The organism is Nocardioides sp. FY1077 (genome assembly GCF_058681775.1).
The window spans coordinates 1107998-1134503 of the sequence record NZ_JBZWDB010000003.1 but is presented as its reverse complement, the minus strand read 5'-3'; the positions used below and the strand labels follow the sequence as shown (position 1 = coordinate 1134503).

Here is a 26506-nt window from a genome sequence, read left to right as displayed (position 1 = left end):
CTCGAGGTGTCGGGCCCGTCGTAGTTGCGGTGAACGGGTGATCGTCTCGCCGGTGAGCCAGGCGGCTCGGCTCGATCAGTGCGGTTCGTCGGCGGTGCGGGAATGGGTGAGGCTGGAGGCCCCCAGTGCGGCGAGCAGACCCACCACCACGGCCAGCACGGCGTATGTGATCTGTTCGCCGTGGAAGAACGTGGCCACGAGGTCGCTGTTCCAGGTGCCGACCGGCAGCTGAGTGGTGACCAGCGCGGCGATCATGGTGCCGACGACGGCGGTGCCGACGCTGGTGCCGACCTCCTGGGCGGTGTCGTTGAGCGCCGCGCCGATCGACGTGCGGTTGCCCGGCATCGCCTCCATTAGGGCCACGGCGCAGATGGTCATTACCGTGCGCAGGCCGACGGTCATCACGACCATGCTGACGGCGATGGCGGCGTACCCGTGGCTGACGCTCCAGGACAGCCCCGCCAGCGAGCCGGCGACGAGGCCGGCGCCGATCAGGCAGGCGTACCGGTGGCCGAGTCGGCGCGCGAGCCACTCGGAGATCGGGGTCGCAGCGATCATCGTGATGATCAGCGGCAGATTTGCGAGCCCGGCCCGCACCGGGCTCCAGCCGTAGGCGTACTGGAAGTGCAGGATCAGGCCGAACATGACGCTCGCCATGGCGATCGACGTCGCGACCTGAGCGATGGCGGCGCCACGCACGGTGCCGTGGGAGAACACGCCCAGGTCGAGCATGGGTGACGTGCTGCGGCGCTCGTGCCGGACGAACGCCGTAGCCGCGGCAACGGCGCCGACGACCGTGGCGATGGTGGCAGCGGAGAGCCAGCCGTGCTCGACGCCGCTGGTGAGGAAGTAGCACGCCAGGCCGATGGCAAGGATGCTCAGCACGGCGCCGGGTAGGTCGAGCGCGTCGTCGGTGAGGTCTTCCGGCCTGTCGGCGGGCACCCCGAACCGGACCCCGATGTAGGCGATCACGGCGATCGGGGCGTTGACCACCAGCAGCCACTCCCACCGGACGTGGGTCAGCACCGTGCCGCCCAGCAACGGACCCAGGACGAAACCGGACATGCCGACGACGATCATCACCGTCATCGCGCGCATCCGCAGCGCCTGGTCCTCGAAGAGGCGGAAGATCAGCGAGGTGGTGATCGGCGCCATGGCCGCGGCCGCGAGACCGAGGGCGGCGCGGAGTGCGATCAGCTCACTCGCTGAGCCCACCGCGACGACGCAGGCGCTGATCGCGCCGAACGCCACGAGCCCGACGAGCAGCACGCGGCGGCGGCCCAGGCGGTCGGCCACGGCCCCGGCGGTGAGGAGCAGCCCGCCGAAGGTCAGGGAGTAGGCGCCGGTCACCCACTGCAACGCCGTGGTGCCGCTCCCCAGGTCGCGGCCGATCGTGGGCAGCGCGATCGTCAGCAAGGTGTTGTCGACCATCTCGACAAAGAAGGCCAGGCACAGGGCGGCCAGGGGGATCCAGGCCGCGCGCAGGGACGCATAGGTGGGGGTGGTGGTCATCGGAGCGGTGGTGGACATGGAGGATCCTTTCATCGAACGGCGTTCGGTCATCGAACAATGTTCGAGACAATAGAACAACGTTCGATTGCGGGCAAGGTGTGATGAAATCGGGTCTATGCCACCGCCATCTGCCGACCGCGACGCGCGTCCGGGCGGCCCGCGACGACGGGCCTCCCACTCGATGGAGGCCGTGATGACCGAGGCCGTGGCGCTGCTCGACGAGGCCGGGGAGGGGGCGCTGACCTTCCGTGCGCTGGCGGCACGACTCGGGGGCGGGGTGGGCAGCATCTACTGGTACGTCTCGAGCAAGGACGAGCTGCTCGACCGGGCGGCGGACCACGTGCTGGCCGACGTGCTCGCCGACATCGCCGGGCTCACCAGGCGGGAAGACCCGATCGATGCGATCCGGGCCATCGCGGTCACCCTGTTCGACGCCGTGGCCGACCGCCCGTGGCTCGGCGCCTACTTCATGCGCGACACCGGGGTGCAGCCCAACGGGCTGGCGTTCTACGACCGGTTGGGTCAGCAGACCCTCCGCCTGGACCTGACACCGCGCGAGCGGTTCCACGCCGTATCGGCCGTCATCGGCTTCGTGGTCGGCACCGCGGCCGACATGGGGCAGCAACCCCCGCAGGAGGTGGTGGAGGGCAAGGTCGGCCGTGACGAGTACATCGCCCACTGGGCCGACGAGTGGCGCGCGCTGGACGCCGAGGCCTACCCGTTCGTCCACCACATCGCCGACGAGTTCGCGACCCACGACGACGCCGACCAGTTTCGTGCCGGACTCGACCTGATCCTGGCGGGACTGCGGCTGCAGGCGGAGGCCTGAACCCACACGCGCATGACGAGCTGACGGCTGAGTGGGCCCAGCTCAGATAGCCCACCCCGGCGCCCGGTCTCCGGTGTCCGGTCACGAATTGGTGAAGCTGGCTCCTGAAGGGAGCGTATGACACAAGCTCGGCGCCGTGCCGACCCTACGAACTGTCTTCGCCCAGCAGTCCCTCGACCACCGAGCTGACGATGAAGCGGTGGGTGAGATCAGCGATCGGCTGCTGGCGCATCTCAACACCGACGACGCGCTGCAGCTCATGCACGAGGCCAACCTGCCGGGCATGTCCAGCGCCGAAGTTCAGGCGAGCTTTCTCCCTTTCGCTGCCGAGCTGGGCTTCGCGAGCGAGGCGCAGGGCCTGTTTCGCGAGTACGAGAACCGACTGCGACCCGACTACTACCGCCCGGTGGGTGACAGCGGCATCTTGCTCGAGGTCGAACGCGGCAAGACGACGACGAACAACATGGACTTGCTCGACTTCTGGAAGTGCCATCTGTGTCGGCACGCGGACTACCTGTTCCTCATGGTGCCGCAGGCTCTGCGTCACAACCCGACGATGACGCCCAAGAAGGAGTACAACTCTGTAGTCAGGCGGTTGGACACCTTCTTCGTGCCGGGGAACGAGACCAACGTGCGAGCCGTCCACATCTTCGGCTACTGACCCTGCGCACCACTGCCGATGGTCGACAGGACTCGCGAACCGCGCGCGTGTCGGCGGGGTATGTGAGGACGACGGCCGGGGTACTGAGGTTTGCCCGCCGACCACACCGGGCATCCGGCAGCCATGTCGGAGTTCGCCGTCGTCCCCAGCGACATGAGCGCGGCGAGCCGGGCCACCGGCTCGGCCGCCGCCGACGCGCGGGGGGCCGACTGCTCGGAGGCGATGACGGCCCTGGCCGCCGCCCTGCCCGGCACCACGACGGCCACCACGGCGCCGCAGCTCGGCTCGGCGTGGGCCGACGGGGTGTCGGGCTGGGCCGACGGGGTCGACGAGCTGGCCGAGGCCATCGAGGCGCTGGCCGCCGACGCCGCGGCGGTCGACGCCGGCACCGGCGGGTTCTTCAACGGGCTGCTGCCCGGGATCGGCGGTGGCGGGTGACCAGCTGGGGCGACGTGACGCGGTGGGACTCCGCCGCGCTCGGCGGGGCCGGTGACGCGCTCAAGGCCGACCTCGACGTGCTGGAGCGCAGCAGCGACGCGGTGCGCGACGAGGCGCTGCCGGGGTCGTGGTTCGGCGCGGCCCGCATGGTCGCCGCGGTCAAGCAGTCCGCGCTGGTCAAGGAGATGGACACCCACCTCGAGGGGGCTCGGGCCTACGTCAGCGCGGTGTACGCCGCCGAGGGACGGGTGCAGGCCATCGAGCGGCTGGCCGCCGACATTGTGTCGGACGCCGCAGGCCAGCAGCTCTCGGTGAGCAGCAGCGGCACTGTCACGGACATCGCCCCGCCGCGCACGTTCGACACCCCGCGGCAGGCCGACGCGTGGACCGAGCAGCGTCAGGGCCTGGTCGAGGCGCTGGTGGCGCGCATCGAGGAGGTGCTGACGGCGGCGTACGAGGTCGACAGCGCGCTCGAGGCCGCCCGGCCCGACGACGCCTTCGAGAACGCCGGACCCCAGGGCCACGTCGACCCCATCGTGGAGCGCGAGTGGGCGGAGATGTCGGACGACGAGCGTCGCGCCGTGCTGGAGCAGATGGCGCGGGAGATCGCCGAGCAGTACGGCATCGAGGACTTCGAGGTGCGCATCGAGGACCTGGAGGACGCCGACGGCGACGGCGTCGACGACGACCCGAACACCGACGCCTACGGGTCGTGGTCGGAGGACGACAAGGTGCTGCGCCTCGACTCCAACGACCTCGACAACCCCCACCTCATCGACACCGTCGCCCACGAGGTGCGCCACGCGGCCCAGTACGAGAACATCCGCGACGCCGACCCCGGCCCGCTCGACGACTTCCTCATCGGCCTCGGCGCCAAGGACGACCCGTGGGACCCGCCGCCGGGGGTGACCCGCGAGGAGGTCGAGGAGTGGGCGGAGAACTTCGAGGGCGACAACTACGTCACCCCGGCCGAGGACTTCCAGGGGTACGAGGACCAGCCGGTCGAACGGGACGCCCGCGAGGCCGGTGAGGCCTACCTCGAGGGCCTCACCCCGGAGGAGCTCGAGCGGCTCCGGGAGGAGGCCCGGTGAGCGCCACCACCGCCTCGCCGTCGGTCGCCGAGCTCGCCACCGCCTATGCGCGCAGCCGCGACCTGGCGGACCTCGACGCCCTGCGCCGTGCCGTACGACGCAGCCGCGGCTGGACCCCCGACCTGGGCTTCCTCCCGCAGGCCCGCGCGCTGCTCGCGAGCGGCGACCACGCGGAGGTGCTCCGACTGGTCGGGGCGCACCTGCCCGGCGCCTTCCTCAGCCCCTCGACCCACGGCCTGCTGGCACTGGCCCACCAGGGCCTCGGCGACGAGCCGGCGGCCTGGCGCGAGCGGCGCACCGCCTCCCTCTCCCTCGACGCCGTGCGCGCCACCGGCGACGGCAGCGCCGAGCGGCCCTGGGCAGTGCTGCGCGTCGACGACGAGTACGACGTGCTGCGGGCCCTGGGCCTCACCTCCCGCGAGCAGCGCTACGTCGTGCGCGACGGTCGCCCCCTCGACCACCACCGCCTCACCGACGGCGGCGAGGCGTGGTTCGACGTCTCACTGCTGCGCGGGGCGTCGTGACGCCACCGACCCGAGCCGCACGGGCCGCCCGGGCCGCCGGGGTGGTGCTCGCCGCGGTGCTCGCTCTCGGCGGCTGCGGGTCGGACGCCACCGACGAGGAGCCCACCCCCGGTCCCGCGCCGAGCACGGACGGTAGCGACCCGCCGGCCGGCGAGGTGGTGCGCGTGCCCGGCGTACGGGTGGATCCCGACGGCGCGGCGCTGCGGGCCGACGGTGCCCTGCTGGCGGCCGGGTGCGGCGAGAAGGTGTGCACGTGGAGCACCGACGACGGCACGCTGCAGCCGAGCCTGGACGGCGGCGACCTGGTGACCTGGGCCCCCGACTTCCGGACCTGGGCGGTCGACGACGTCGACGGTGACCGCGCGGTGGTGCGGCTCGTCGACCTGGTGTCCGGCGACGACATAGTGTCGTTGCCCGGTCCGGAGCTGCCCGGGGCCGCTGACGCCACCGACACCGTCGGCGGCGGGTTCTCCGACCTCGCGTTCAGCCCCGAGGGCGACCTGTTGGCCGGCGCCGCCGACGACGGCACGGTGCGGCTGTGGTCGGTGCCGGACGGTGAGGAGGTCGCGGTGCTGCAGACGGCGAGCCCGTCGCCCGACGCGCTGGCGTTCTCACCCAATGGCACCCGCCTCGCCGTCGCCGGCACCGAGGCGCCGGTGGAGGTGTGGGACGTCGGGGCCGCGGAGCCCGTCGGCGTCCTGGGTGACGAGCCGCAGGGCCCGGTGGCCTATTCGCCCGACGGCGCCACCCTGGTCACCGCCACCCGCGCGGTGGACGGGGTCGCCAAGGTGCGTCGCTGGGACCCGGAGTCGCTCGACGAGCTCGACCCGCTGCCCGGCACGCGCGAGGTGTTCGCCCTCGCCGTCTCGCCCGACTCGACCCGGGTCGCGCTGGCGCTGAAGGACGGCGGCGAGGTGGTGGTCGAGCCGCTCGGCGCCGGCGGGGACGGTGACGACGGGGAGCCGCTGCGCCTGCCCGGGCACGACGACCTCGCGCGGGCCGTGCTGTGGTCGCCCGACGGCGCCGCGCTCTACACCGGCACCGCCACCCAGGGGTTCCGCGCCTGGGACGCCGAGACCGGCGCCGAGCAGCTCACGTTCGAGCTGCCGGCCGAGCCGTCGCCCTAGCCGTCCGCTCTAGCCGTCCGTCCCGTCCGGAGCCGCCCGGGCCGTGACGTCGTCGACCACGGAGGCGTCGCGCGCCGCACGCACGCACCCCGCGACCAGGCGGGGGAGGTCGGCGGGCCCGACCAGCGCGGCGAGCGCAGCGGCGGAGCGGGGCAGGCCCAGCCGCTCCGCGCCGTCGGCGGCGAGCCGGTCGACGTACGGCGCGACGTCGGGCCAGACGCCCTGCACCTCGCGCAGGAAGACCGACGCGCCGGCGGGACCGATGCCGGTGAACCGCTGCAGCGCCGCGCTGAGGTCGTCGACGCCCTCGCTGCGCGCGCGGAGCCGGCGCAGGTCGTCGCCGTACTCGTCGCGCACCCGGTCGGCCAGCGCGCCGAGCTGGGTGGAGGTGCGCTCGTCGTAGCGCCGGTAGCGGGCGCGGCCCAGCGCCCGCACGCGCTGCTGGCGGGTGGTGGCGCGGGTGCGGTCGGCCGTCGTGCACCCCGCGGCGAAGAGCTCGCGGGCGGCGGCGACGGCGATGTCGGAGCTGATCGGGGCGGAAATCAGCAGGCTCACCACCAGCAGCTGCCACAGCGGGGCCGGCGTGTCGGCCAGGTCGACCCCGGCCGCCTCGGCGTACGTCGTGCCGTGGCGCTCGAGCAGGGCCGCCACCACCTGTCGCTCGCTCATGGACGATCGGTACCCGTCGCTCAGCGCTCGACCCAGTAGGAGTCGACCACGACCCGACCGCCCGAGCCGCGCAGCACCAGACCGGCGTTGCTGCTGTGTCGGCGCGGGCCCACCAGGAGCGTGCGGACGACGGCGCGTGGCGCCTGCAGGTCGACCACCCGTCGAGCCCCGCCGTGCTCCACTCGCAGGCTCCCGCAGTCGGGGCAGGTCAGCACCCGCACGGCCCAGGTCGAGACCGCATGCCGGCCATGCGGGTTGGCCGCGCGGGCGACGGCGCCGGACCGCAGGGAGGTCGCGCTGCCGCCGGTCCACCGAGGGTCGCGCAGCGTCGGCCCGCCGCCGCGGAGGCTGCTGTCGTCGCTTGCGACGTTCGTGCAGGTCGCTGGACCGCCGGCACGGTACGACGGACCGGAGGCCGCCACCCGGACACAGGTGGTGGTCCCGGGGCGGAGACGCACCCTCGTCGACCGGGTGGCCGCGTCGAGCTCCCGGGTCGAGCTCGTCGTGGTCCCCGCCGTCACCGACGTGGTGACCTCCTGGCTCGTCACGCCGCCGGCCGGGTCGAGGTCCCACCGGTAGCGGTGGGGACCGGGCTGGGCCCAGCGGCTCGGGGCCGATGCAAAGCGGACGACGCCCCGTGTCGGCGTCGTCCACGCGTGCTCGACCGTGGTGGCGTGGCCGGCGCCGTCGACGACCGTGGCGACGAGCCGGTGGGGCCCGCCGGGCGGTGCCGGGCTGGTGCACGAACCGGTCGTGCGGGTGATCTCGACCCGCACCGCCACGTCGTCGACGGTGCAGGAGGTGGTCGAGGAGAGCAGGCCGTCGTCCTCGAACGCCACCGCGACCCGCTGCTCCCGCGCCCCCTCGCCGGGCTCGATCACCCGGGCCGTGGGCGGAGTGCGATCGACGAACCAGGTGGAGAAGCGTCCGAGGCCACGGAACACGAGGACATCGCCGTGGGCGGCCGCGGGCATCAGCGGAGGGCAGGACGTGCATCTCGACTCCACCGGCTGCGGGAGCACCATCGGGTGGCGCCACACGCCATCGGGGTCGAGGGTGTGCAGGCGGCCGCCGGCGACCTGGACGGCGTACGTCGAGCCCAGGGCCTCCAGCGCGACCTCGGTCGACACCTCCGGCGCCGAGGCGCTGGGGGTGGTCGGGACCGCCATGGGTGCGGGTGGCTCGGCGTCGTCCGAACGACCTGCCGGCACGGCGACGCTGAGGGGCATCGCGGGTCCGTCCACCGAGGTGCGGTGCATCCAGGCCGCGCGCACGGTGGCTCCGTCGGTGGCAGCGACCGCGAGGCCGTTCTCGGCGGCGGGCGGCGTGAGGTGGTCGAGCCGCACGGGCGGGGAGAAGCGCAGGCCCCGGTCGGCACTGGTGACCAGCGTGCCGGCCGACGTGGGCGTGCCGGCGGCCTGGTCGCGCACCACCACCCCCACCGCGCCGCCCTCCGCGGCGAGGGAGAGCGTCGGACGGCGGCCCGTGTCGGGGGCGCCGGCCGCAGCGAGCAGGTCGACGGGAGGCTCCCACGTGGTGCCGCGGTCGGTGCTGTGCAGCAAGGTCGCGGTGCGAGGGCCCTCGAGTGCGCCCTCGGTGACGCCGAGGTACAGGTCGTCGCCGGCGGCGGCGGCGACGACGCCCGCGTGGCTGTCGGTGCGCACGCGCGGCAGTACCGCAGGGGTCGTCGGCTCGAACGCCGTCGACTCGAGCGTGGCGACCTCGACCCGTGCCTCGACGGTCGACGCCGAGGTGGAGACCGTCTGCGCGATCGCGACGTAGTCCCCGGTGCCGCTCGAGGTGAGGGTGCTGCTGGCGGAGCGGGTCCACCGGCGGGGTGCGTGAACGAACGGCCCGGGCTCGCCGAGGCGCCTCGAGTAGAGCCCGTCGTTCGGGACGAGGTAGAAGACGCCGTTGCGGGTGACCTCGGCCGAGAGGACGAAGCTGCTGGTGGGCGGTTGCGCCCCGTCAGGCAGGTCGCGCACGTTGAGGCGTTCGACCGCCAGGTCGGCGACGAGGGCCGGGTCGGTGGCCCCCACAGGACCGGGCGCCCCGGACGTCGTGGGACGCGCCGCACCGGGCGGCGGCGCGGCGGTCGCCGCGACCGTGACGCCGGCCAGGGCCAAGGTCGCCGTCAGGGTCGTCGTCAGGGCGACGAGGGTGCTTCGCATCGTGCGTTCCTCCCGAGAAGGGTCGTGGACGCCGACCGCCGGTCGTCGGGCCGCATCCTCGCACCGCCCGCCCCCGCGACGTGGGCGTTTCCACGGCCCTGGCGGCGTCGGACAGGACTGTCGGTGGTCGTGCCTAGCGTCGGTCGCACCGGCAGACACCCGTCGACCGGACGTCGAGATCGGAGCTGCGTTGACCCCGCTGACCGCACCGTGGCGCGAGCTGCGCCGACGCCTCGGCGACCGCCTCGCCGAGATCGAGGACGACGAGGTGGTCTTCCTCGAGGTGGAGACCGAGGGCGAGGTCGACGCCGCCGCGCCCTACGTGCAGCTGAAGGGCTGGGGGGCCGGCATGGTGCGCGCGGAGGCGGTGGGCAACGCCTACCTCGACGCCCGCTTCGAGCTGTCGAGCGCCGACGAGCAGCGGCTGGTCGGCCTCGGCTGGCTCCCGCCCACCGGCCCGCCCGGCGAGGAGCTCGACGGGTCCCCCCACTTCCACCTCGACCTGCCCCGCGCGCGGGCCGACGAGCTGGCCGCGCTGTGCGTGACCACGCTGGTGGAGGTCTACGGCTGCCTCGACCCGGCGTTCCTCGAGTGCGACCTCGACCTGACCGGGCTCCAAGCCGCGGCCGGCCAGGAGCCCGACGTCGAGGTGGCGGAGCCCCTCGCGACGGTCCCCGAGGGCTCGGCCCACCTGCAGGACATGGTCGACGACGTGCTGCGCGACGTGCTCGGCACGCCCGCGCTGGACCACGACGAGGACGGCGACGTCGGCATCGGCATGGGCCTGTCCACCGTGTTCGTCCGCGTGCTCGACGAGGCACCGGTGGTGCGGCTGTTCGGCTGGCTGGCCGTCGACCTGCCCGACCACCAGGCCGCCCTGCGCGAGGTCGCCCTGCTCGCGGCGCGGTTGCCCTACCTGCAGCTGCGGGCCGTCGACGACCAGATCGAGTTCGGCCACGACCTCATCGCCCTGCCGTTCGCCCCGATGCAGCTGCGGATGCTGCTGGCCCGGATGCGCTCCGAGCTCGACGACGCCGCCCGCGACACCGTCACCCGCCTCGGCGGACGTCGGTTCCTCCAGCCGCCCAGTGAGTCCGACGAGCCGGCGCCGGGCGTCGTCGACCTCACGCTGGCCACCCCGATGACCGCGGTGGCCGAGCTGATGGTCGACGACGCGGTCGCCCCCGAGCTGCTCGCCGAGCTCTTCGGGCACGACCGCAAGCTGCTGGTGGCCCACCTGGTGGGCCTGCGCGCCGGCACGGTCGACCCCGCCGGCGTCCCGCTGCCCGAGCTCCTCCGCGCGCTGCGCAGCACGCTGCGCCTCGTGGTGTGGCGGGAGGCCCGCCGCCACGACACGGGCCTGACCCGGCCCACGCCCGCCCGCGCGCCGCGGGAGCGCCAGCTCTCGCTGCTCCCCGACGACGAGCCGGGCCTCGAGACGCTCGACCTCGACGGAGAGGTGCGCTGGGGCTGACCTGCCGCGTGGTTCGCCTCGAACGCTCAGGTCGATCCTCCGCCCGCCGATGAGGTGGGCGTCTGACGTCGACACGGAGCGGGAGCCGGCAGTGGCAGGGGAGTCAGCCGACGAGGTCGCTCGCCGGCACCGGGAGAAGATCCGGCGCCTCGAGGTGTCGGCGCAACGCTGGGAGAAGGGCGCCGCCGGGGAGCGGGCCACGGCGACCGCGCTCGCCGACCTGCCGGCGCCGTGGGCGGTGTTCCACGACATCCGGTGGCCCGGACGCCGCGCGGCCAACGTCGACCACGTGGTCGTCGGCCCCGGTGGCGTGTTCGTCATCGACAGCAAGAACTGGTCAGGGACGATCGAGGTGCGCGACGACGTCCTGCGCCAGAACGGCTACCAGCGGGAGCGCGAGGTGGCCGCGGCCGCTGACGCCGCCATCGCCGTCAGCCTGGCCACTCCTCACCTGTCCCCGCAGCACACCGTGCCGGTGCTGTGCTTCGTCCGTGACGACCGCGTCGCCGGATGGGCACGCGACGTGATGACCTGCTCCACCCCCACCCTCGTCGAGATGCTGCTGTCCCGCCCCGTCGTGCTGGGCCCCGCGCAGACCGCCGCCGTGCGCGACGCGCTCACCGCGCTGCCCCGCGCCGGAACGGCCGATGCAGGTCGAGGTGCCGACTCGGGGGCGACCGTGCGCCGCCGCACGGTGGCCGAGGACGCACCCCGACGGCCCACGCCGACCACCCGATCCGCCCGGTCGTCGGGATCGGACCGGCGGGCGGTGTCCGCCCGCAGCGGACACGGCTCGGTGGGGGCCGGGGTCAGCCGCTTCGTGCTCGCCCTGCTCCTGATCGCCGGCGGGGTGACCGCCGTGCGGGAGGTCGCCGGCAGCGTGGACACGGTCGTCCCGGTGCCGTCTCCGCGCGAGCCCACCAGCCCCGCCGAGACCGATCGACGCGACCGGCAGCGGGCCCGCCCGGCAGACGGCCCGTCTCCCGCCGGCCCGAGCGAGAGACCGCGCGACCGCACGCCGACCGGCGTCCGTCCGGGGCCGGACGCCGGCGCCGTGAGGTCGTCGGCTCCCTGAACGGCGTCGGTCGGGGGCTGCTGCTCAGCCGCGGCCGAGCGCCTCGGGCACCCGGTCGAGCAGGGAGGTGGCCAGCGCCTCGTGCGCGGCGCTGCGGGTGTCGGCAGCCGACGAGGCGACCTCGTCCTGGGTGACCACGACGCTGACCAGCAGGTCGCCGTCGGCCACGGTGTCGCTCGCGGCGTACCCCCGGCCGCGGTCGGCCGACCACGTGCCGACCCGGCGCTCGCCCCGCTCCCACCAGCCCGCCACCGGGTCGTCACGGACGACGAGCCCGCTGCCGTCACCGGCGTAGTTGGCGAAGCTGAGGTCGCCGGCGAGGTCGTAGGCCTCGTCGGGCGAAGCACCGCGGAACGTCTCCACGGTCACCGTCGCACCGATCGCGCCCTCGCCACGCGAGCCGCCGGGCGGCACCACCAGCTCACAGGTGGCGCTGTCGGCGGGCAGGTCGGGGTCGAAGGAGCTGGTCGAGCGGGCCCGCACCGCCCGTACGTCGTACGCCGCTCGCGCCAGGTCGGCGGCGGCCAGGCGCTGGCACAGGTCACCGTCGGGCACCCGCCAGGTGGGGGCGGTGTCGCCGGCGCACCCGGAGGCCGCCAGGACAAGCGCGGCCAGGCCTGCCGCGGCCGCCCGACGGGAGGTGGACCCGCCCGCTGCCCCGCCCGCTGCCCTGCGCGTCGAGCCCGGTGCGGTCATCCCCTCCACCGTACCGAGCGGCCCGGCGAGGGCCGGCGGGCCGGCGGGGAACCCCACGGGCCCCGCCGACGTCCGACCGGACGACCCCAGGAGGACAGATGTGGCGCACGGCAGTGGTGGTGGCGGCGACCCTGGCCCTGGTCGGCTGCGCCGGCCCGGGCGAGTCCGACGGCGGTCTGCGCGCCGACCCCGGGGCGGCCGGGCCCGGCGCGACGAGCTCGGCGGCCGCGCCGACGACACAGGCGCAGCGGACGCCGCTGCCGGCCCCACCCGCGGGACACCGGTGGGTGGGTGCTCGTGACGTCGTGGTCGCCGTGCCGCGGTCGTGGCCCGACGCCACCTGCTCGTCGTCGACCGGGCTGGTGGTGCGCGCCGACGTGCCCCGCGACGCCCGGTGCGAGCGCCGCGTGGTGCGGGGTGCCTCGTCGGTGCAGGTGGCGACCAGGCTGTCCGGGGCGAGCGCCACGTCCTGGTCGCTCGACCTCGGGGTGCGCTCCGACGCCGGACTGGTGCTCAGCAACGGCGGATCGTGCACCCGGGGCCGGCGCTCGTGCACCGAGACCGTGTCGCTGCGGGGCGTGGTGCTGCGGCTGCGGGTGGTCGGCCCTGAGGCACAGGCCGGCGTACGTCGCCTGCGGGACAGCCTGGCCCGCCTCCCGACGGGGTGGACCACCGTGCCGCACGTCCCGCTGGGCCTCCCGGTGGGCCGGGCCCGTGCCCGCCTGGCGCGGGCCGGGCTCGAGGGCCGGGCCCCGCAGGTGGCGTTCCCCCACTACGCCACGGGGACCGAGCCCGCAGCCGGCACGGTGGTGCCGAGGGCACCACCGTGGCCATCACCATCGGCGACGGCTGAGCCGGACGGCCCAGGCGACCGAGCGCGGTCAGGAGCGTCTCAGCCGCAGTTGTCGCACTCGCCGGTCGGCGGGATCGCCATGAAGCAGGTCGGGCAGATGTCGGGCTGCGCCTCCTCGCGATTCTTGCGGCGCTCGCGGGTGACGACCATGTCGTAGCGCGGCGACAGGGCGGCGTTGCCGCCGTCGGCGGGCAGGGTGGCGTCGGCCCAGCGGTAGCAGTCCATGCGGGCGGCGGCGGCGTGCTTCTCGCGGGCCAGCTCGTTGATGATCGGGTCGCGCTCGTCGAGGCGCAGCACCTCGTCGTAGGCGGGGCCGACGGTGCCGTGCACCGCGTGCACCACGAGCGAGGTCAGCGGCGGCTCGCCGTGCTCGCGGGCCTCGGCGGCGGTGCGGGCCAGCACGCGGCCGATCCAGTTGCTCGGGTTGCTGCGGGTGCGGACGCCGGTGGCGGCCTGCAGGCGGGCGGCGAGCTCGGTGTGGGTGATCAGGCCGTGGTAGGTGCCGGCGATCTCGGTGAGCACGGGGCGCGCGGCGGCGACCCAGACGTCCTCGCCCTCGGCGGCGGTGACCGGCTCGCTGGGCACGGCCTCGGCCTCGACGGACTCGTCGGTCTCGGTCTCGTCGGCCTCGTCGGCCTCGTCGGACTCGGACCCGAGCTCCGCGGTCTCGACGTCGGCGGTCTCGTCGGTCGCGCTCTCGTCGGTCGACCGGGGCGCGGCGTCCTGGGTCTCGAGGTCGTCCTCGAGGTCGGTGTGGCTGGGGGTCGTCGTCTCGGTGGTCATGACGTCCGAACTGGAGCTGGCACGTGTCGAGCGTGGTCGCGCGGCGCCGTGCCCCGGCTCCCTCACCTCCAACTGTACGGCGAGCACGGCGGCACCGCCGAATACGCCGACGCCCCCTGGGGTCGGGACGGCGCCCCCGCAGCGTTCACCCGGACGACGGCGCTGCTCCACCTCGGTGGTGTGGCATCGAGGCATGAGCGATCTCGGACAGCCCCTCGACCGTCGTACCGTGCTGCGCGCCGGCGCCCTGACCACCGGCGCCCTGACCACCCTCGCCACCACCGCCGGCCTGGTGGGACCGTCGCTGGCCGCGACGCCCGGCGGGCTGGTCAGCCGCCGCCTCCAGCTCACCTCGGGCGTGCAGAGCGGCGACGTGACCACCCGCAGCGCGGTGCTGTGGGCCCGCTCGAGCGGGCGCGGGCGGCTCGTCGCCCAGGTGCGCAGCGGCCGGCAGCGTCGCGTCGTGCGCGGGCCGATGGCCACCCCCACCTCCGACCACACCGCCAAGATCCTGCTCGGCGACCTCGCCCCCGGCCGCGAGCACGAGGTGGAGCTGGCCTTCGAGGACGACCGCGGTCGCCTGGGCGAGTCGAAGGTGGCGCGGTTCTCGACCCCCTCGCTCCAGCCGCGGCGCACGACGTTCGTCTGGACCGGCGACACCTGCGGCCAGGGCTGGGGCATCAACCCCGACCTCGGCGGGCTGCGGGGCTACGCCGCGATGCACGCGACCGAGCCCGACCTGTTCATCCACGCCGGCGACACCATCTACGCCGACGGGCCGATCGCCGAGAGCGTCACCGAGGCCGACGGCCAGGTGTGGCGCAACCTGGTGATCCCCGAGGTGACCAAGGTCGCCGAGACCCTCGCGGAGTTCCGCGGCCGCCACCGCTACAACCTCCTCGACGCCAACGTGCGCCGGTTCTACGCCGACACCCCCGTGGTCGCGCAGTGGGACGACCACGAGACCACCAACAACTGGTGGCCCGGCGAGGTGCTCACCGACGAGCGCTACACCCAGGAGCGACGCGTCGACGTGCTGGCCGCTCGCGGTCGCCGCGCCTGGCAGGAGTGGCAGCCCATCGCCGACCCCCGCGCCCACCGCCGCGGCGACGGGTTCGCGCCGGCCCGCATTTACCGCAAGATCTCCCGCGGCCCCCACCTCGACGTGTTCTGCCTCGACATGCGCACCTTCAAGGACCCGAACACCCCAGGCCTGGAGCAGGAGCGCACCAGCATCCTCGGCGACGAGCAGCGCGAGTGGCTGATCCGCGAGGTACGCCGGTCGCGTGCCACCTGGAAGGTCATCTCCGCCGACCTGCCGATCGGCCTGGTCGTGCCCGACGGCACCGCCCAGGAGAGCCTGGCCAACCGCGACCCGGGCGCCCCGCTGGGCAAGGAGCAGGAGATCGCCGCCGTGCTGTCGGCGTTCAAGCGCCACGGCGTGCGCGGCACCGTGTGGATCACCGCCGACGTGCACTACTGCGCGGCCCACCACTACGACCCCTCCCGCGCCGGGTTCACCGACTTCGACCCCTTCTGGGAGTTCGTCGCCGGGCCCATCGCCTCCGGCACCTTCGGGCCCAACGACCTCGACGGCACCTTCGGCCCTGAGGTGGTCTACAGCAAGGTCGCCGGCCGGCCGGGGGAGTCGCCCCGCGCGGGCAACCAGTTCTTCGGCCACGCCGACATCGCCCGCTCGGGCCTGCTCACCATGAGCCTGCGCGACCAGTCGGGCGCGGTGCTGTTCACCAAGGAGCTCGAGCCCGAGGTCGGCCCGGCCCGCTCCTAGCCGGCCACCGCACCACCTGCACGGAGCCCGGAGGGGACGTTCCCCACCGGGCTCCGTGCCGTCCTGGCCCTGTCTGGGGAGGCCTGGCCTCAGCCGATGTTGACCATCCAGCGCACGCCGAAGCGGTCGGCGAGCTGGCCGAACACGTCGCCCCACATCTGCTTCTCCAGCGCCACGTGCACCTCGCCGCCCTCGGCCAGCGCCGCGAACCAGCCGCGCAGGGTGGCGTCGTCGTCGCCGGTGAGGCTCAGGGTGGCGCGCTGGCCGTCGGTGAACGTCTCGCCCGGCGGGGTGTCGGAGCCCATCAGCACCAGCCCGTGGGCCGTGGTGAGCTGGGAGTGCATGACCTGGTCGGCCACGTCGCCCTCCGCGCCCATCTCGGCGAACGTCGTCACCTGCAGGTCACCGCCGAGCACCGACTGGTAGAAGGTCATGGCCGCGCGGGCGTCGGCCTCGAAGTGCAGGTAGGGGTTCAGCTGGACGGTCATCGCGGTCTCCTCGCTCGGGACGCCCGGCACGGTGCGGGCACCTGCTCCGACCGGCCGCGGTCACCGGACTCATCGGTGGCCGCGCGGGTCGGGCGTTTTGGTCGCGAGGCGGGGGCTCGTGGCAGCCTCGTCGGGCCCTGGGGACCCCCGGGGCTCCCAGCCCGAGCCGAGGCCCGTCACGGCGCTGGGGACACGGAGCAGCACGCAGTGACGGGCGCGGGAGACCCGAGCAGCACGCCCCACGGACGTCGTACGTCGCACCGGGGGCTGGGGGTGGAGCCGAGCAACCTCGGCCGGGCACAGGCGCTCGAACCCGACAGGACACCTTCCGCAGGCGATGCCTGAGGACCTCATGACCGACACCCGTCGGGCCGCGTCGACGCGCGCCCGCACCCTCGTCCCCTCGCTGGTGGCCGCTCTGGCCGCCAGCACCGTGCTCGGCACCGGGCTGAGCGTCGACACCGCCCGCGCCGCCGACACGACCTCCGCCAGCAGCACGACGGAGCGCACCGCCGAGCGCACCACGGAGCGGACGGCCGAGCGCCGGGTCAGCCGCGGTGAGCGCATCCTGCGCGTGGCGCGCGCCCAGGCCGGTGACGCCTACCGCTACGGCGCCGCCGGGCCCGACGCCTTCGACTGCTCGGGGCTGACCCAGTTCGTGTTCCGCAAGGCGGTGGGGGAGCAGCTGCCGCACTCCTCCAGGGCGCAGGTCAGCCGCACCAAGCGGATCGCGCCGGGCGACGCCCGCCCCGGCGACCTGGTCTTCTTCCACAACAGCGGTGGCGTCTACCACGTCGGCATCTTCGCCGGGCGCGGCCACTTGTGGCACGCGCCCAACTCCGACAGCCGGGTCGAGCGGGCCCGGATCTGGACGAACCAGCGGTTCTTCGGTCGCGTGCGCTGAGCCGCGACGCGACCTGACCGGCACTCCCGCCGGCACCCGAGAGGCCCGCGACGGCGTCCCCGCCGCGGGTCTCTCGGCGGTCTCGCAGCGGTGCTCTCTGGGGCCGCTGAGGCCGGTGTGACAGGAGTGACTCGCCTCCCGAGGCGGGCCGCGTCCCGGAGTTCGGTGAGTTCACCGCCCGGCCTCCCGGACGTCGCCGACCCCGCCTACAGTGAGCCCACACCGGCTCCTGCCGGCTCGTCGTCCCTGATCCCGGAGTCCCTCACCGTGCGCCGTTCCCCCCGCCGCCTCGTCGCCCTCGCGGCGGTGCTCGGCACTGCGTCCCTGGTCCCCGTCGTCTCCGGCTCGGCCTCCGCCGTCCCGCAGGGCAGCGCGGCAGCCTCCGGCACCACCGTGGTCGTGCGCGGCACCGACCTGCCCAGCGACGGCCCGATCGAGATCTCCTACCTCGGCTGCGAGCAGCTCTACGAGCGCACCTCCGAGGTGCCCCAGCCGTTCGTCGGCGTCGGCCCCGGTGAGGTGCCCGCCGGTGAGCGCACGCTGCGCTACGACCTGGCCGGCGGCAACGCGCTCGGCACCCTCAGCTACGCCCGCTCGATGGCCTCCACCACGGTGGCCGGGCTCAGCGTGAGCGCGGAGGCCGGTGGCTCCGGCGTCGCCTGGGTCGGCTACCAGGAGCCCGCCGACCGCGGCTCCACCACGTACTGGTTCGGTCGCGCCGAGGTGAGCGTCCCCGAGGAGACCTGGACCACCCTCGACGCCACCGCGCTCACCTACACCTGGTCGCGCTGGGACATGCGCACCCGCCAGCCGGTGCGCGGCACCACCGCCGCGCCCGCCACGGTCGCCGACATGGTGGCCGCCCGCGGCGGCGACGGTCCCGGGTTCTGGGCGCTCGGCATGGGCTGCGACGGCAACCGCTTCGCGATGGACGCGATGTCGTTCGGCGACGCCTCCGGCACCACCCTCTACGACCTCGAGGGCCTCGACACCTCCACCGCGATGGCGGCCGACCCGACCGCCGGCGGCGCCCGCCTGACCGGCGCGCTGCGCGACAGCCTCGGCGAGCGCGTCGTGCGCGGCACGCTCGTCCTCGAGGCACTCACCGACGCCGGTGACTGGCGCACCGTGCGGGTCGTCGACGCCGAGACCACCGACCCGTCCGTCGCGGTCAGCCCGCGGCGCACCACCACCTACCGCTGGCGCTTCGCCGCCCGGCCGCTGGCCGAGGGCAGCGTCTCCGAGGCGTACGTCGTCACGGTCGCCGACCCCGCGTCCCAGGGTGACGCCCGGCAGGCCGACGCCCCGCGCCAGCAGGCCGACCCGCAGCGCGAGCGCCCGCAGCAGCCGGCGCGCACCCCGGCCCGCAAGGCCGCCGAGCGCCCGGAGCCGGCCCGCGACACCACGCGCGCCGACCGCACCCCCGACCGCGACCGCACCCCGGACCGCTCGGACGAGCCGGCCAAGCAGCCCACGAAGCAGCCGACGAAGCAGCCCACGGAGCAGCCGACCGAGCAGCCGGCGACCGAGCCCACCGACGAGCCCACCCCGAAGCCCGCCGACGCGTCCGACGCCCCCACCGGGCAGCAGGACGCCGTCGCCGCGCAGTGACCAGCACCCCGGTCGGCAGGCCGGTGGACAGGTCGGCAGCGGGGCCGGTCGGAGCATGAGCGCCGCACCGGCGGGTACCGGCCCACGGTGAGTCTCGCCCCCGTCACCACCTCGTCCCCCGCCCGCCCCGCGCCGGCGTCCGCCCCCATCTCGCCGCCTCCGCGCGAGCGCAACGGCCCCGCCCAGCACCTCTCGGCGGCCGACGTCGAGCGCCTCGGGCGCGACCTCGACGCGATCCGCGAGGCGGTGCTCGCCGACCGCGGCCAGCGCGACGCCGACTACATCCGGCGCGTCATCGCCGTGCAGCGGCGCCTCGAGCTGGGCAGCCGCGTGGTGCTGCTGGCCGGCGGGCGCCACCGCGGCGCCTGGGTGCTCGGCACCGCCATGCTGGCGGCGGCCAAGGTCCTGGACAACATGGAGATCGGGCACAACGTCCTGCACGGCCAGTACGACTGGATGCGCGATCCCAAGATCCACTCGATGACCTGGGACTGGGACCACGCCTCGCCGCCCGAGCAGTGGAAGCGCGCCCACAACGAGGTGCACCACACCTTCACCAACATCCGCGGCAAGGACAACGACCTCGGCTACGGCATCCTGCGCGTCGACGAGGAGCAGGAGTGGGAGCCCCGCCACCTCGTCCAGCCGTTCTGGAACGCCCTCACCGCCTGCGTCTTCGAGTGGGGCATCGCCACCTACGACCTCGAGCTCGGTGACCACCTGCGCTCGCGTCGCGGCCTGTCACCGGAGAAGAAGAAGGAGGTGCGCCGCGCGGTGGGCAAGGTCCGCGAGCTGCTGGTCAAGGACTACCTCGTGCACCCGCTGCTCTCCGGCCGCGGCTGGCGCGCCACCCTGGCCGCCAACGCCACCGCCAACCTCACCCGCAACATCTGGTCGCACTCCATCATCATGTGCGGTCACTTCCCCGAGGGCGTGCAGACCTTCGACCAGCCCGAGCTCGACGCCCGCGAGAGCCGCGGTGAGTGGTACCTGCGCCAGATGCTCGGCTCCGCCGACATCTCGGGCTCGCCGCTGCTGCACGTGATGGCCGGCAACCTGAGCCACCAGGTCGAGCACCACCTGTTCCCCGACCTGCCCAGCAGCCGGTACGCCGAGATCGCGGTGCAGGTGCGTGCGGTGATGGAGCGCAACGGCCTCACCTACCACGTCGCGCCGCTGCCGCAGCAGGTCTACAGCGCCTGGCACAAGGTGGTGCGGCTCTCGCTGCCGCCGGGCGGCGTCGCCGAGGTGCGCGACCGCGCCCGCGCCGCCGTACGCCGCCGCCTGTCGCGGGGCGCCGTGCCGCAGCCGGCCTGAGCGCCACCGCGACCCCGGTCGCAGACGACGACACCCGCGCCGCCCGAGGGCGACGCGGGTGTCGTGCTGCTGTGCGGGTGGTGAGGGTGGAGCAGGTGTCGGGGTGGTCAGCGCGGGGCGTGGGCCACCGAGGCGGTCTCGTTGCGGATGCGGCCGATGACGAAGGCGCCGAGGGCGATCATGGTCACGGCGAGCACGAGGTGCAGCCAGTCGTCGGCGTCGTTCAGCGGCACGAAGTTGGCCTGCGAGTCGTTGTCGGTGGCCAGGCCGTAGATCCACACGACGGCGTAGACGAGGCCGCCGAGCAGGAGGTAGTAGCCGGCGGTGACGCCCTTGCGGGCCAGCGCGAGGCCGGCGACGCCGTAGGCGAGGTGGACGAGGTTGTGGAGGACCGACACCTGGAAGATGTCGAGCAGCTTGGCGTCGCTGTGGTGACCGGCGAGCATCAGGTCGTCGTAGTTCGTGGTGATGCCGGGGATGAAGCCGGCGATGCCGACGAGCAGGAAGACGACGCCGTAGATCGTGGCGAGCAGGCGGCCGAGCTTGGCGCCCTTGGTCCGCTCGGGGTCGGTGGTGGACTGGTGGTGCTGGGACATGGTGGCTCCTCGGGGAAGGGGATGGCGGAATCCGGTACCCACGGGTAGGGACGCCACGCGGGCGGTCTGCCGGGCTGGCCGCTGGGCCGACCCCGTAGCGTCGTGGGCTGTGCAGTGCCACCACTTCGACGCCGGCCGCTGTCGCTCGTGCGCCTGGATGGGCCAGGCCTACGACGACCAGGTGGCCGCCAAGCAGCGTCACGTGCGCGGGCTGCTCGCCGCCTGGCCCGACCTCGCCTGGCTGGCGCCCCACCGCAGCGCCGAGGAGGGCTTCCGCAACAAGGCCAAGATGGTCGTCGCCGGCACCGTCGAGGCCCCGACGCTGGGCATCCTCGACCCCCGCAACGGCGGCATCGACCTGCGGGACTGCGGCCTGCACGAGCCGGTGCTGGCCGCCGCCCTGCCGGTGCTGGCCGACTTCGTCACCCGCGCCGCGCTGACGCCGTACGACGTGGCGAGCCGGCGCGGCGAGCTGAAGCACCTGCTGGTCACCGCCTCGCCCGACGGCGAGCTGATGGTGCGTCTCGTGCTGCGCTCCACCGAGCCGGTGGCGCGGCTGCGCAAGCACCTGCCGGCCCTGCACGCGGCGCTGCCGCACCTCGCGGTCGCCTCGGTCAACCTGCAGCCGGAGCACAAGGCGGTGCTGGAGGGTGCCGAGGAGGTGCTGCTCACCGCGCAGGAGACGCTGACGATGCGGGTGGGTGACCTGGTCCTGCACCTGCGTCCCCAGGGCTTCTTCCAGACCAACACCGCGGTCGCCGCCGGGCTCTACGCCCAGGCCGCCGCGTGGGTGCGGCGGGAGGCGCCGGCCTCGGCGTGGGACCTGTACTGCGGCGTCGGCGGCTTCGCGCTGTCGGTGGCCGCGCCCGGACGCCGCACCACCGGGGTCGAGGTGAGCGAGGAGGCGGTGGTCGCGGCGCGGCAGAGCGCGGCCGACGCCGGCCTGGTCGGCGTCGGGTTCACCGCCGCCGACGCCACCGCCCACGCCCTGGCCCACACCGAGGAGGCGCCCGAGCTCGTGGTGGTCAACCCGCCGCGGCGCGGCGTCGGGCCCGCGCTGTGCGACTGGCTCGAGGCGGCGCCGGTGGCCCGGGTCGTCTACTCCAGCTGCAACGCCACCTCGCTGGCGCGCGACCTGGCCGCGCTGCCGTCGTACCGGCCGGTGGAGGCGCGGCTCTTCGACATGTTCCCGCAGACCACCCACCACGAGGTGATGGTGCTCCTCGAGCGCACCCGGCCGTCGCCGAGCCGCTGAGCGGGCTGGCTACAGTCGCGCCATGAGCATCGAGCACCGCCCCCTCGGACGCACCCACCGCGACGTCTCGGCCGTCGGCCTCGGCACCTGGCAGCTCGGCGCCGACTGGGGCGAGGTCAGCGAGGACGACGCCCTCGCCGTCCTGGAGGCCTCCGTCGAGGCGGGCGTGACCCTCTTCGACACCGCCGACGTGTACGGCGACGGGCGCAGCGAGCAGGTGATCGGCCGCTTCCTCGCCCAGCACGACGGGATCACCGTGGTCACCAAGATGGGCCGGCGCGCCGAGCAGGTGCCGGAGAGCTACGTGCTGCCGCACTTCCGCGAGTGGGTCGACCGCTCGCGGCGCAACCTCGGCGTCGACACCCTCGACCTCGTGCAGCTGCACTGCCCGCCCACCGCCACCGTGACCGACGACGCCACCTACGACGCCCTCGACACCCTGGTGGCCGAGGGCGCGGTCGCGGCGTACGGGCTCAGCGTGGAGACCGCCGACCAGGCCCTCGCCGCCATCGCCCGCCCCCACGTCGCGAGCGTGCAGATCATCCTCAACGCCTTCCGGCTCAAGCCGCTCGACGCCGTGCTGCCGGCCGCGGCCGCCGCCGGCGTCGGCATCCTGGCCCGGGTGCCGCTGGCCTCCGGCCTGCTGACCGGGAAGTACGACGAGACCACCACGTTCGCCGCCGACGACCACCGCACCTACAACCGCGACGGCAGCGCCTTCGACGTCGGCGAGACCTTCTCCGGCGTCGACTACGCCACCGGGGTCGAGGCCGCCCGCGAGTTCAGCGCGCTGGTCGCCGAGCACGGCCCCGACGGCGCCACCGCCGCCCAGGTCGCGCTGGCCTGGGTGTGGCAGCAGCCCGGCGTCACCTCGGTCATCCCCGGCGCCCGCAACCCCGAGCAGGCCCGCGCCAACGCCGCCGCCGGCGCGCTGCCGCCCCTCTCGCCCGCGCTGCTCGACGGCGTGCAGCGGCTCTACGACGAGCGCTTCCGCGAGGCCGTGCACCACCGCTGGTGACCCGGCCTCCTCAGGGGGTCTCGATACACCTCGTCGCCGGCGCTCCTCGGCACTCGACCACCGATGGGCTGGGGTCGTCGTCGGTCGAGCAGCGAGCGCCAGCGAGCGTTTCGAGACCCCGCGCGGGCGGTGGTCTCGATGCACCTCGTCGTTGGCGCTCCTCGGCACTCGACCACCGAGGGGCTGCGGTCGTCGTTGGTCGAGCAGCGAGCGCCAGCGAGCGTATCGAGACCCCGCGCGGACGGTGGTCTCGATAACCTCGTCGCTGGCGCTCCTCGGCACTCGACCAACGAGGGGTGCGCCTGCGGGTCAGCGGTCGACGACGACCCGCTCGTTCGGCACGCAGTGGGTCATCGTGTGGCCCTCGACGTCGCGGGGGCCGTTCTTGCCCAGCGAGGCGACCCGGGCCAGCTCGTCGGCGTCGAGCTGCTGGGTCGCCAGCGGCTCGAGGTGGCGCACGTCGTCGGCGGTGATGCCGAGGCCCTCGCCCACGCGCTGGCCGAGCTCGTCCTCGCACATGAAGAAGTGCCAGACCATGCGCTCCTGCACCTCGCGGGTGGCCTCGGAGATGTTGGTGACCAGGTTGCCCACCAGGTCGTCACGCTCCCAGTCGTGCATCAGGCGGAAGCGCTCGCCGGCCTGCTGGTAGTCGGCGGTGCGGGGCAGCTGCGCCTGGGTGAGCCGGCCGGTGAGCTCGGGGCCGACCTCCGCCGGACCGGGCCGCTCGGCCTCCTGCAGGCCGCCCATGGTGGACGGCTCGTAGTTGACGTGGGGGTTCTGCCCCTCGGCCAGGTCGACGCCGTACGACATCTGCCCGCCGCGCTGGTTGGTGGCCACCGTCGCGTTCTTGGCGCTGTTGACGGGCAGCTGCAGGTAGTTCGGGCCCACGCGGTAGCGCTGGGTGTCGCTGTAGGAGAACGTGCGCCCCACCAGCATCTTGTCGTCGGAGAACTCCAGGCCGTCGACGAGCACGCCGGTGCCGAAGGCGAGCTGCTCGTTCTCGTCGTGGAAGTCGGCGACGTTGCGGTCGAGGGTCATCGTGCCGACCAGGCGCGGCGCGAAGACCTCCTCGGGCCACACCTTGGTGTCGTCGAGGGGGTCGAAGTCGAGCTCGGGGTGCTCCTCGTCGCTCATCAGCTGCACGTAGAGGTCCCACCGGGGGTGGTCGCCGCGCTCGATGGCGTCGTACAGGTCCTTCGACGCGTGGCCGAGCTCGAGGGCCTGGATGTTGGCGGCGTCGGCCTCGGTGAGGCTCTTCACGCCCTGGTGGGGCATCCAGTGGTACTTCACCAGGTGGGAGACGCCCTCGGCGTTGACCCAGCGGTAGGTGTTGACCCCGAAGCCCTGCATGTGGCGGTAGTCCGACGGCAGGCCGCGCGGGCTGAACAGGTTGACCAGCATGTGCATCGCCTCGGGCGTCTGCGACATGAAGTCGAAGATGCGGGCCGGCTCCTGGCGGAAGGTGACCGGGTCGGGCTTGAGGGAGTGGATGACGTCGGGGAACTTGATGGCGTCGCGGATGAAGAAGACGCCGAGGTTGTTGCCGACGAGGTCCCAGTTGCCGTCCTCGGTGTAGAACTTCACCGCGAAGCCGCGGGGGTCGCGGGCGGCCTCGGAGGAGTCGCGTCCACCGATCACGGTGGAGAAGCGGATCGCCACGTCGGTGCGCTTGCCGGGCTCCTGGAAGAGGCGGGCACGGGTGTACGTCGACACCGGCTCGTCGCCGCAGCTGCCGGTGGCCTCGAAGTAGCCGTAGGCCACGGCGCCGCGGGCGTGCACGACGCGCTCGGGGATGCGCTCGCGGTCGAAGTGGCTGACCTTCTCCAGGAGGTGGTAGTTCTCCAGCGTCGCGGGGCCGCGGGCCCCGACGGTGCGGGTGTGCTGGTTGTCGGAGACCGGGTGGCCCTGGCGGGTGGTCAGGTGGCGGTCGGTCATGTGACGTCCTCTCGGTGGGGCACTACGGGGGTGGTCCACCGACCATGCCACGCCCGGGCGTCGCGCGGTGGGCCCCGCCGGGGTGGTCTCAGCAGCGGACCCCGAGTGGCCGTCGGGTCGGCTGTCGGGCCGGCTGTCGGGCCGGCTGTCGGGACCGTGTCGCGGTGGGGCGGCGCCACGTCGTACGGTCGTGCGGTGAGGCGAACGCGACGTGGCTGAGGACTACTGCGAGCTGTGCGACCTGCCGTTGAGCACCTGCGTGCACGGCATGCCCCCGCCGCCACCGGCCCCGCCGGCGCCGGTGAAGGCCCCGCCGGTGCGGCGCAGCACGGCTCCGCGGGTGCCCGGCTCGTCGCGGCCCGCCGCGGAGCCGGCCCGTCCGCGGCTGCGCACCCACCAGGACGACTTCAAGCCCTGGATCGTGCGGGTGCTGCAGGACACCGACGGCGAGCGCGACGCCGAGGCGGTGCTGCTCGAGCTCGAGCAGCGGATGGCCGACGTGCTGCTGCCCGGCGACCTGCAGGTCGGCCCGACCGGTGAGGTGCGCTGGCGCACCGCGGCGCGGTGGGCGCGCAAGGCGCTGGCCGACGACGGGCTGCTGGTGGCCCCGCGTCCCGGCGTCTGGCAGCTCACCGAGGCCGGCCGCGAGCTGCCGGCCGCCGGCCTCGGCTGATCCGCGGTGACCGGCGCCGACCGGCGATGACCGGTCGGTGGGCGCTCAGCCCACCGCCACCGCGATCTCGTCGCCCAGGCGTGCCCCGCGCTCGAGCCCGAGGTCGTCGCCCGACCAGAACATGCCCGGGTCGTAGTAGTTGGTGGGGCGCTCGTCGTCGAGCAGGCCCATCGCGGTGTACGTCGCCGCCACCACCTCCGCGCAGTAGGTGAGCTCGGCGGGGGCGGCGCGGCGCACGCGGCCCCGGGCCCAGCGACCCGCCAGCGCCACGGTGGAGGGGAACGGCGTGCCGTCGAGGCGCGCGATGGTGCGCAGCACGGCGTCCTCCATCTTCCGGGTGACCTCCGCGTCGAGCTGGCGCAGCCAGGCCCGCTGCTCGTAGCGCCCGCACCACTGCTCCACCGCGCCCTGCAGGTCGTGCAGCTGCACCCCGCGCTGGTGCTGGCCGGTCCACACGTCACGCAGGCCCTTGCCGAGCTCGGCGTGCCACATCAGCGGGGGCAGGTCGTCGAGCACCACGGCCATGCCGACGTGGTTGACCGGCGCGTTGGTCAGCACCCGGATAGCGTGGTCGGCGGTCGAGCGGCCACGGAACAGCCACAGGTCGCCGGTGCGGGTCAGGTCCACCGCCTCGTCGAGGCGCAGGGACGCGGAGGGGGACGGCATGGCAGGAGTCTGGTCGATGAGGTCGGCGAAGGTGTGGAGGCTGCTCGGGGTGGCCGGGCTGGCCGGGGTCGCCGCCACCGGCGTGGTGGTCGCGCGCGACCAGCGGCGGCGCTCCGCGCTGGGCGCCGACGAGGTGCGCGACCGGCTGCACGAGCGGCTCGCCCAGGCCGACGGCGCTGCGGTCGGCGCCGTCGCTGCGGTGGACGACGGGGCGGACGACGAGGCGGACGACGGGGCGGCGTACGGCTCCGTGCCCGACCCGGCTCTCCGCTCGGCCGTCACCCGCTGGCTCGACCTGCGCCGCGGCTCCGCCCGCCACCGGCGGGCTGTCGGCGGTCCGTCGTAGGTTCT

General features: G+C 74.3%; 25 protein-coding genes. 16 read left to right on the top strand and 9 right to left on the bottom strand.

Annotated elements, in window-relative coordinates; all coding sequences use genetic code 11:
- Positions 1-75 precede the first annotated feature (75 nt).
- Positions 76-1530: an MFS transporter gene (locus AC4OR8_RS15000; RefSeq protein WP_492166364.1), complete on the bottom strand. Its 1455-nt coding sequence runs from the start codon at positions 1528-1530 to the stop codon at positions 76-78.
- Positions 1531-1705: 175 nt separating this feature from the next.
- Here AC4OR8_RS15000 and AC4OR8_RS14995 point away from each other — a divergent pair, with 175 nt between their 5' ends.
- The 6 genes from AC4OR8_RS14995 (at position 1706) to AC4OR8_RS14970 (ending at position 6182) form a co-directional block, all read left to right on the top strand.
- Positions 1706-2341, top strand: a complete 636-nt coding sequence (locus tag AC4OR8_RS14995) for a TetR/AcrR family transcriptional regulator (protein ID WP_492166363.1) — start codon at positions 1706-1708, stop codon at positions 2339-2341.
- 199 nt (positions 2342-2540) lie between these two features.
- On the top strand, positions 2541-3002 hold the full coding sequence (locus tag AC4OR8_RS14990) for a hypothetical protein (RefSeq protein WP_492166362.1): 462 nt from the start codon (positions 2541-2543) through the stop codon (positions 3000-3002).
- Between the two features lie 123 nt (positions 3003-3125).
- Positions 3126-3440 carry a hypothetical protein gene (locus AC4OR8_RS14985; protein ID WP_492166361.1) on the top strand — a complete coding sequence of 105 codons (315 nt, stop codon included), beginning with the start codon at positions 3126-3128 and terminating at the stop codon, positions 3438-3440.
- Complete coding sequence (locus AC4OR8_RS14980; RefSeq protein ID WP_492166360.1) at positions 3437-4531, top strand: hypothetical protein; 1095 nt, start codon at positions 3437-3439, stop codon at positions 4529-4531. Before AC4OR8_RS14985 ends, AC4OR8_RS14980 begins: the two co-directional genes overlap by 4 nt.
- On the top strand, positions 4528-5055 hold the full coding sequence (locus tag AC4OR8_RS14975; protein ID WP_492166359.1) for a DUF4919 domain-containing protein: 528 nt from the start codon (positions 4528-4530) through the stop codon (positions 5053-5055). Before AC4OR8_RS14980 ends, AC4OR8_RS14975 begins: the two co-directional genes overlap by 4 nt.
- The gene (locus AC4OR8_RS14970) at positions 5052-6182 is read left to right on the top strand and encodes a WD40 repeat domain-containing protein (RefSeq protein ID WP_492166358.1); all 1131 of its coding nucleotides are present in this window, start codon (positions 5052-5054) and stop codon (positions 6180-6182) included. Before AC4OR8_RS14975 ends, AC4OR8_RS14970 begins: the two co-directional genes overlap by 4 nt.
- 9 nt (positions 6183-6191) lie before the next feature.
- Here the strand turns inward: AC4OR8_RS14970 and AC4OR8_RS14965 are convergent, their stop codons facing one another.
- Positions 6192-6851 (bottom strand): endonuclease, encoded by a 660-nt coding sequence (locus AC4OR8_RS14965; RefSeq protein WP_492166357.1) that lies wholly within the window; start codon positions 6849-6851, stop codon positions 6192-6194.
- A gap of 20 nt (positions 6852-6871) precedes the next feature.
- Complete coding sequence (locus tag AC4OR8_RS14960; protein WP_492166356.1) at positions 6872-9022, bottom strand: hypothetical protein; 2151 nt, start codon at positions 9020-9022, stop codon at positions 6872-6874.
- A 190-nt stretch (positions 9023-9212) separates the two neighbouring features.
- Here AC4OR8_RS14960 and AC4OR8_RS14955 point away from each other — a divergent pair, with 190 nt between their 5' ends.
- Together AC4OR8_RS14955 and AC4OR8_RS14950 are read left to right on the top strand one after the other, a co-directional pair.
- Positions 9213-10496 carry a T3SS (YopN, CesT) and YbjN peptide-binding chaperone 1 gene (locus AC4OR8_RS14955; RefSeq protein ID WP_492166355.1) on the top strand — a complete coding sequence of 428 codons (1284 nt, stop codon included), beginning with the start codon at positions 9213-9215 and terminating at the stop codon, positions 10494-10496.
- A gap of 91 nt (positions 10497-10587) precedes the next feature.
- Positions 10588-11571, top strand: a complete 984-nt coding sequence (locus tag AC4OR8_RS14950; RefSeq protein WP_492166354.1) for a nuclease-related domain-containing protein — start codon at positions 10588-10590, stop codon at positions 11569-11571.
- 24 nt (positions 11572-11595) lie between these two features.
- Here AC4OR8_RS14950 and AC4OR8_RS14945 read toward each other — a convergent pair whose 3' ends face one another.
- Together AC4OR8_RS14945 and AC4OR8_RS14940 are read right to left on the bottom strand one after the other, a co-directional pair.
- Positions 11596-12267 carry a hypothetical protein gene (locus tag AC4OR8_RS14945; protein ID WP_492166353.1) on the bottom strand — a complete coding sequence of 224 codons (672 nt, stop codon included), beginning with the start codon at positions 12265-12267 and terminating at the stop codon, positions 11596-11598.
- Between the two features lie 892 nt (positions 12268-13159).
- Positions 13160-13903, bottom strand: coding sequence for a hypothetical protein (locus tag AC4OR8_RS14940; protein WP_492166352.1), 744 nt, complete (start codon positions 13901-13903; stop codon positions 13160-13162).
- Between the two features lie 193 nt (positions 13904-14096).
- Here AC4OR8_RS14940 and AC4OR8_RS14935 point away from each other — a divergent pair, with 193 nt between their 5' ends.
- Positions 14097-15692: an alkaline phosphatase D family protein gene (locus AC4OR8_RS14935; RefSeq protein WP_492166351.1), complete on the top strand. Its 1596-nt coding sequence runs from the start codon at positions 14097-14099 to the stop codon at positions 15690-15692.
- Positions 15693-15781: 89 nt separating this feature from the next.
- Here AC4OR8_RS14935 and AC4OR8_RS14930 read toward each other — a convergent pair whose 3' ends face one another.
- A complete protein-coding gene (locus tag AC4OR8_RS14930; protein ID WP_492166350.1) occupies positions 15782-16180 on the bottom strand; it encodes a VOC family protein in 399 nt (132 codons plus the stop codon).
- A 337-nt stretch (positions 16181-16517) separates the two neighbouring features.
- On the opposite strand from AC4OR8_RS14930, the gene AC4OR8_RS14925 reads away from it, so the two are divergent.
- From AC4OR8_RS14925 to AC4OR8_RS14915, 3 genes are all read left to right on the top strand, one after another.
- Positions 16518-17084, top strand: a complete 567-nt coding sequence (locus AC4OR8_RS14925; RefSeq protein WP_492166349.1) for a C40 family peptidase — start codon at positions 16518-16520, stop codon at positions 17082-17084.
- A gap of 165 nt (positions 17085-17249) precedes the next feature.
- Positions 17250-18695, top strand: a complete 1446-nt coding sequence (locus tag AC4OR8_RS14920; protein ID WP_492166348.1) for a hypothetical protein — start codon at positions 17250-17252, stop codon at positions 18693-18695.
- Between the two features lie 87 nt (positions 18696-18782).
- On the top strand, positions 18783-20012 hold the full coding sequence (locus tag AC4OR8_RS14915) for a fatty acid desaturase family protein (RefSeq protein WP_492166347.1): 1230 nt from the start codon (positions 18783-18785) through the stop codon (positions 20010-20012).
- 107 nt (positions 20013-20119) lie between these two features.
- Here AC4OR8_RS14915 and AC4OR8_RS14910 read toward each other — a convergent pair whose 3' ends face one another.
- Positions 20120-20608, bottom strand: a complete 489-nt coding sequence (locus tag AC4OR8_RS14910) for a DUF4383 domain-containing protein (RefSeq protein WP_492166346.1) — start codon at positions 20606-20608, stop codon at positions 20120-20122.
- Positions 20609-20717: 109 nt separating this feature from the next.
- Here AC4OR8_RS14910 and rlmC point away from each other — a divergent pair, with 109 nt between their 5' ends.
- The gene (rlmC, locus tag AC4OR8_RS14905; protein WP_492166345.1) at positions 20718-21863 is read left to right on the top strand and encodes a 23S rRNA (uracil(747)-C(5))-methyltransferase RlmC; all 1146 of its coding nucleotides are present in this window, start codon (positions 20718-20720) and stop codon (positions 21861-21863) included.
- Positions 21864-21885: 22 nt separating this feature from the next.
- Positions 21886-22881: an aldo/keto reductase gene (locus AC4OR8_RS14900; RefSeq protein WP_492166344.1), complete on the top strand. Its 996-nt coding sequence runs from the start codon at positions 21886-21888 to the stop codon at positions 22879-22881.
- Between the two features lie 309 nt (positions 22882-23190).
- Here AC4OR8_RS14900 and AC4OR8_RS14895 read toward each other — a convergent pair whose 3' ends face one another.
- Entirely contained in the window at positions 23191-24816 is a 1626-nt protein-coding gene (locus AC4OR8_RS14895; RefSeq protein WP_492166343.1) for a catalase, read from the bottom strand.
- A gap of 211 nt (positions 24817-25027) precedes the next feature.
- On the opposite strand from AC4OR8_RS14895, the gene AC4OR8_RS14890 reads away from it, so the two are divergent.
- Complete coding sequence (locus tag AC4OR8_RS14890; protein ID WP_492166342.1) at positions 25028-25489, top strand: winged helix-turn-helix domain-containing protein; 462 nt, start codon at positions 25028-25030, stop codon at positions 25487-25489.
- Positions 25490-25534: 45 nt separating this feature from the next.
- On the opposite strand, the gene AC4OR8_RS14885 is transcribed toward AC4OR8_RS14890, so the two are convergent.
- Positions 25535-26155 (bottom strand): hypothetical protein, encoded by a 621-nt coding sequence (locus AC4OR8_RS14885; protein ID WP_492166341.1) that lies wholly within the window; start codon positions 26153-26155, stop codon positions 25535-25537.
- Between AC4OR8_RS14885 and AC4OR8_RS14880 the strand changes: the two genes are divergently transcribed.
- A complete protein-coding gene (locus AC4OR8_RS14880) occupies positions 26154-26501 on the top strand; it encodes a hypothetical protein (RefSeq protein ID WP_492166340.1) in 348 nt (115 codons plus the stop codon). The genes AC4OR8_RS14885 and AC4OR8_RS14880 overlap by 2 nt on opposite strands.
- Positions 26502-26506: the final 5 nt, after the last annotated feature.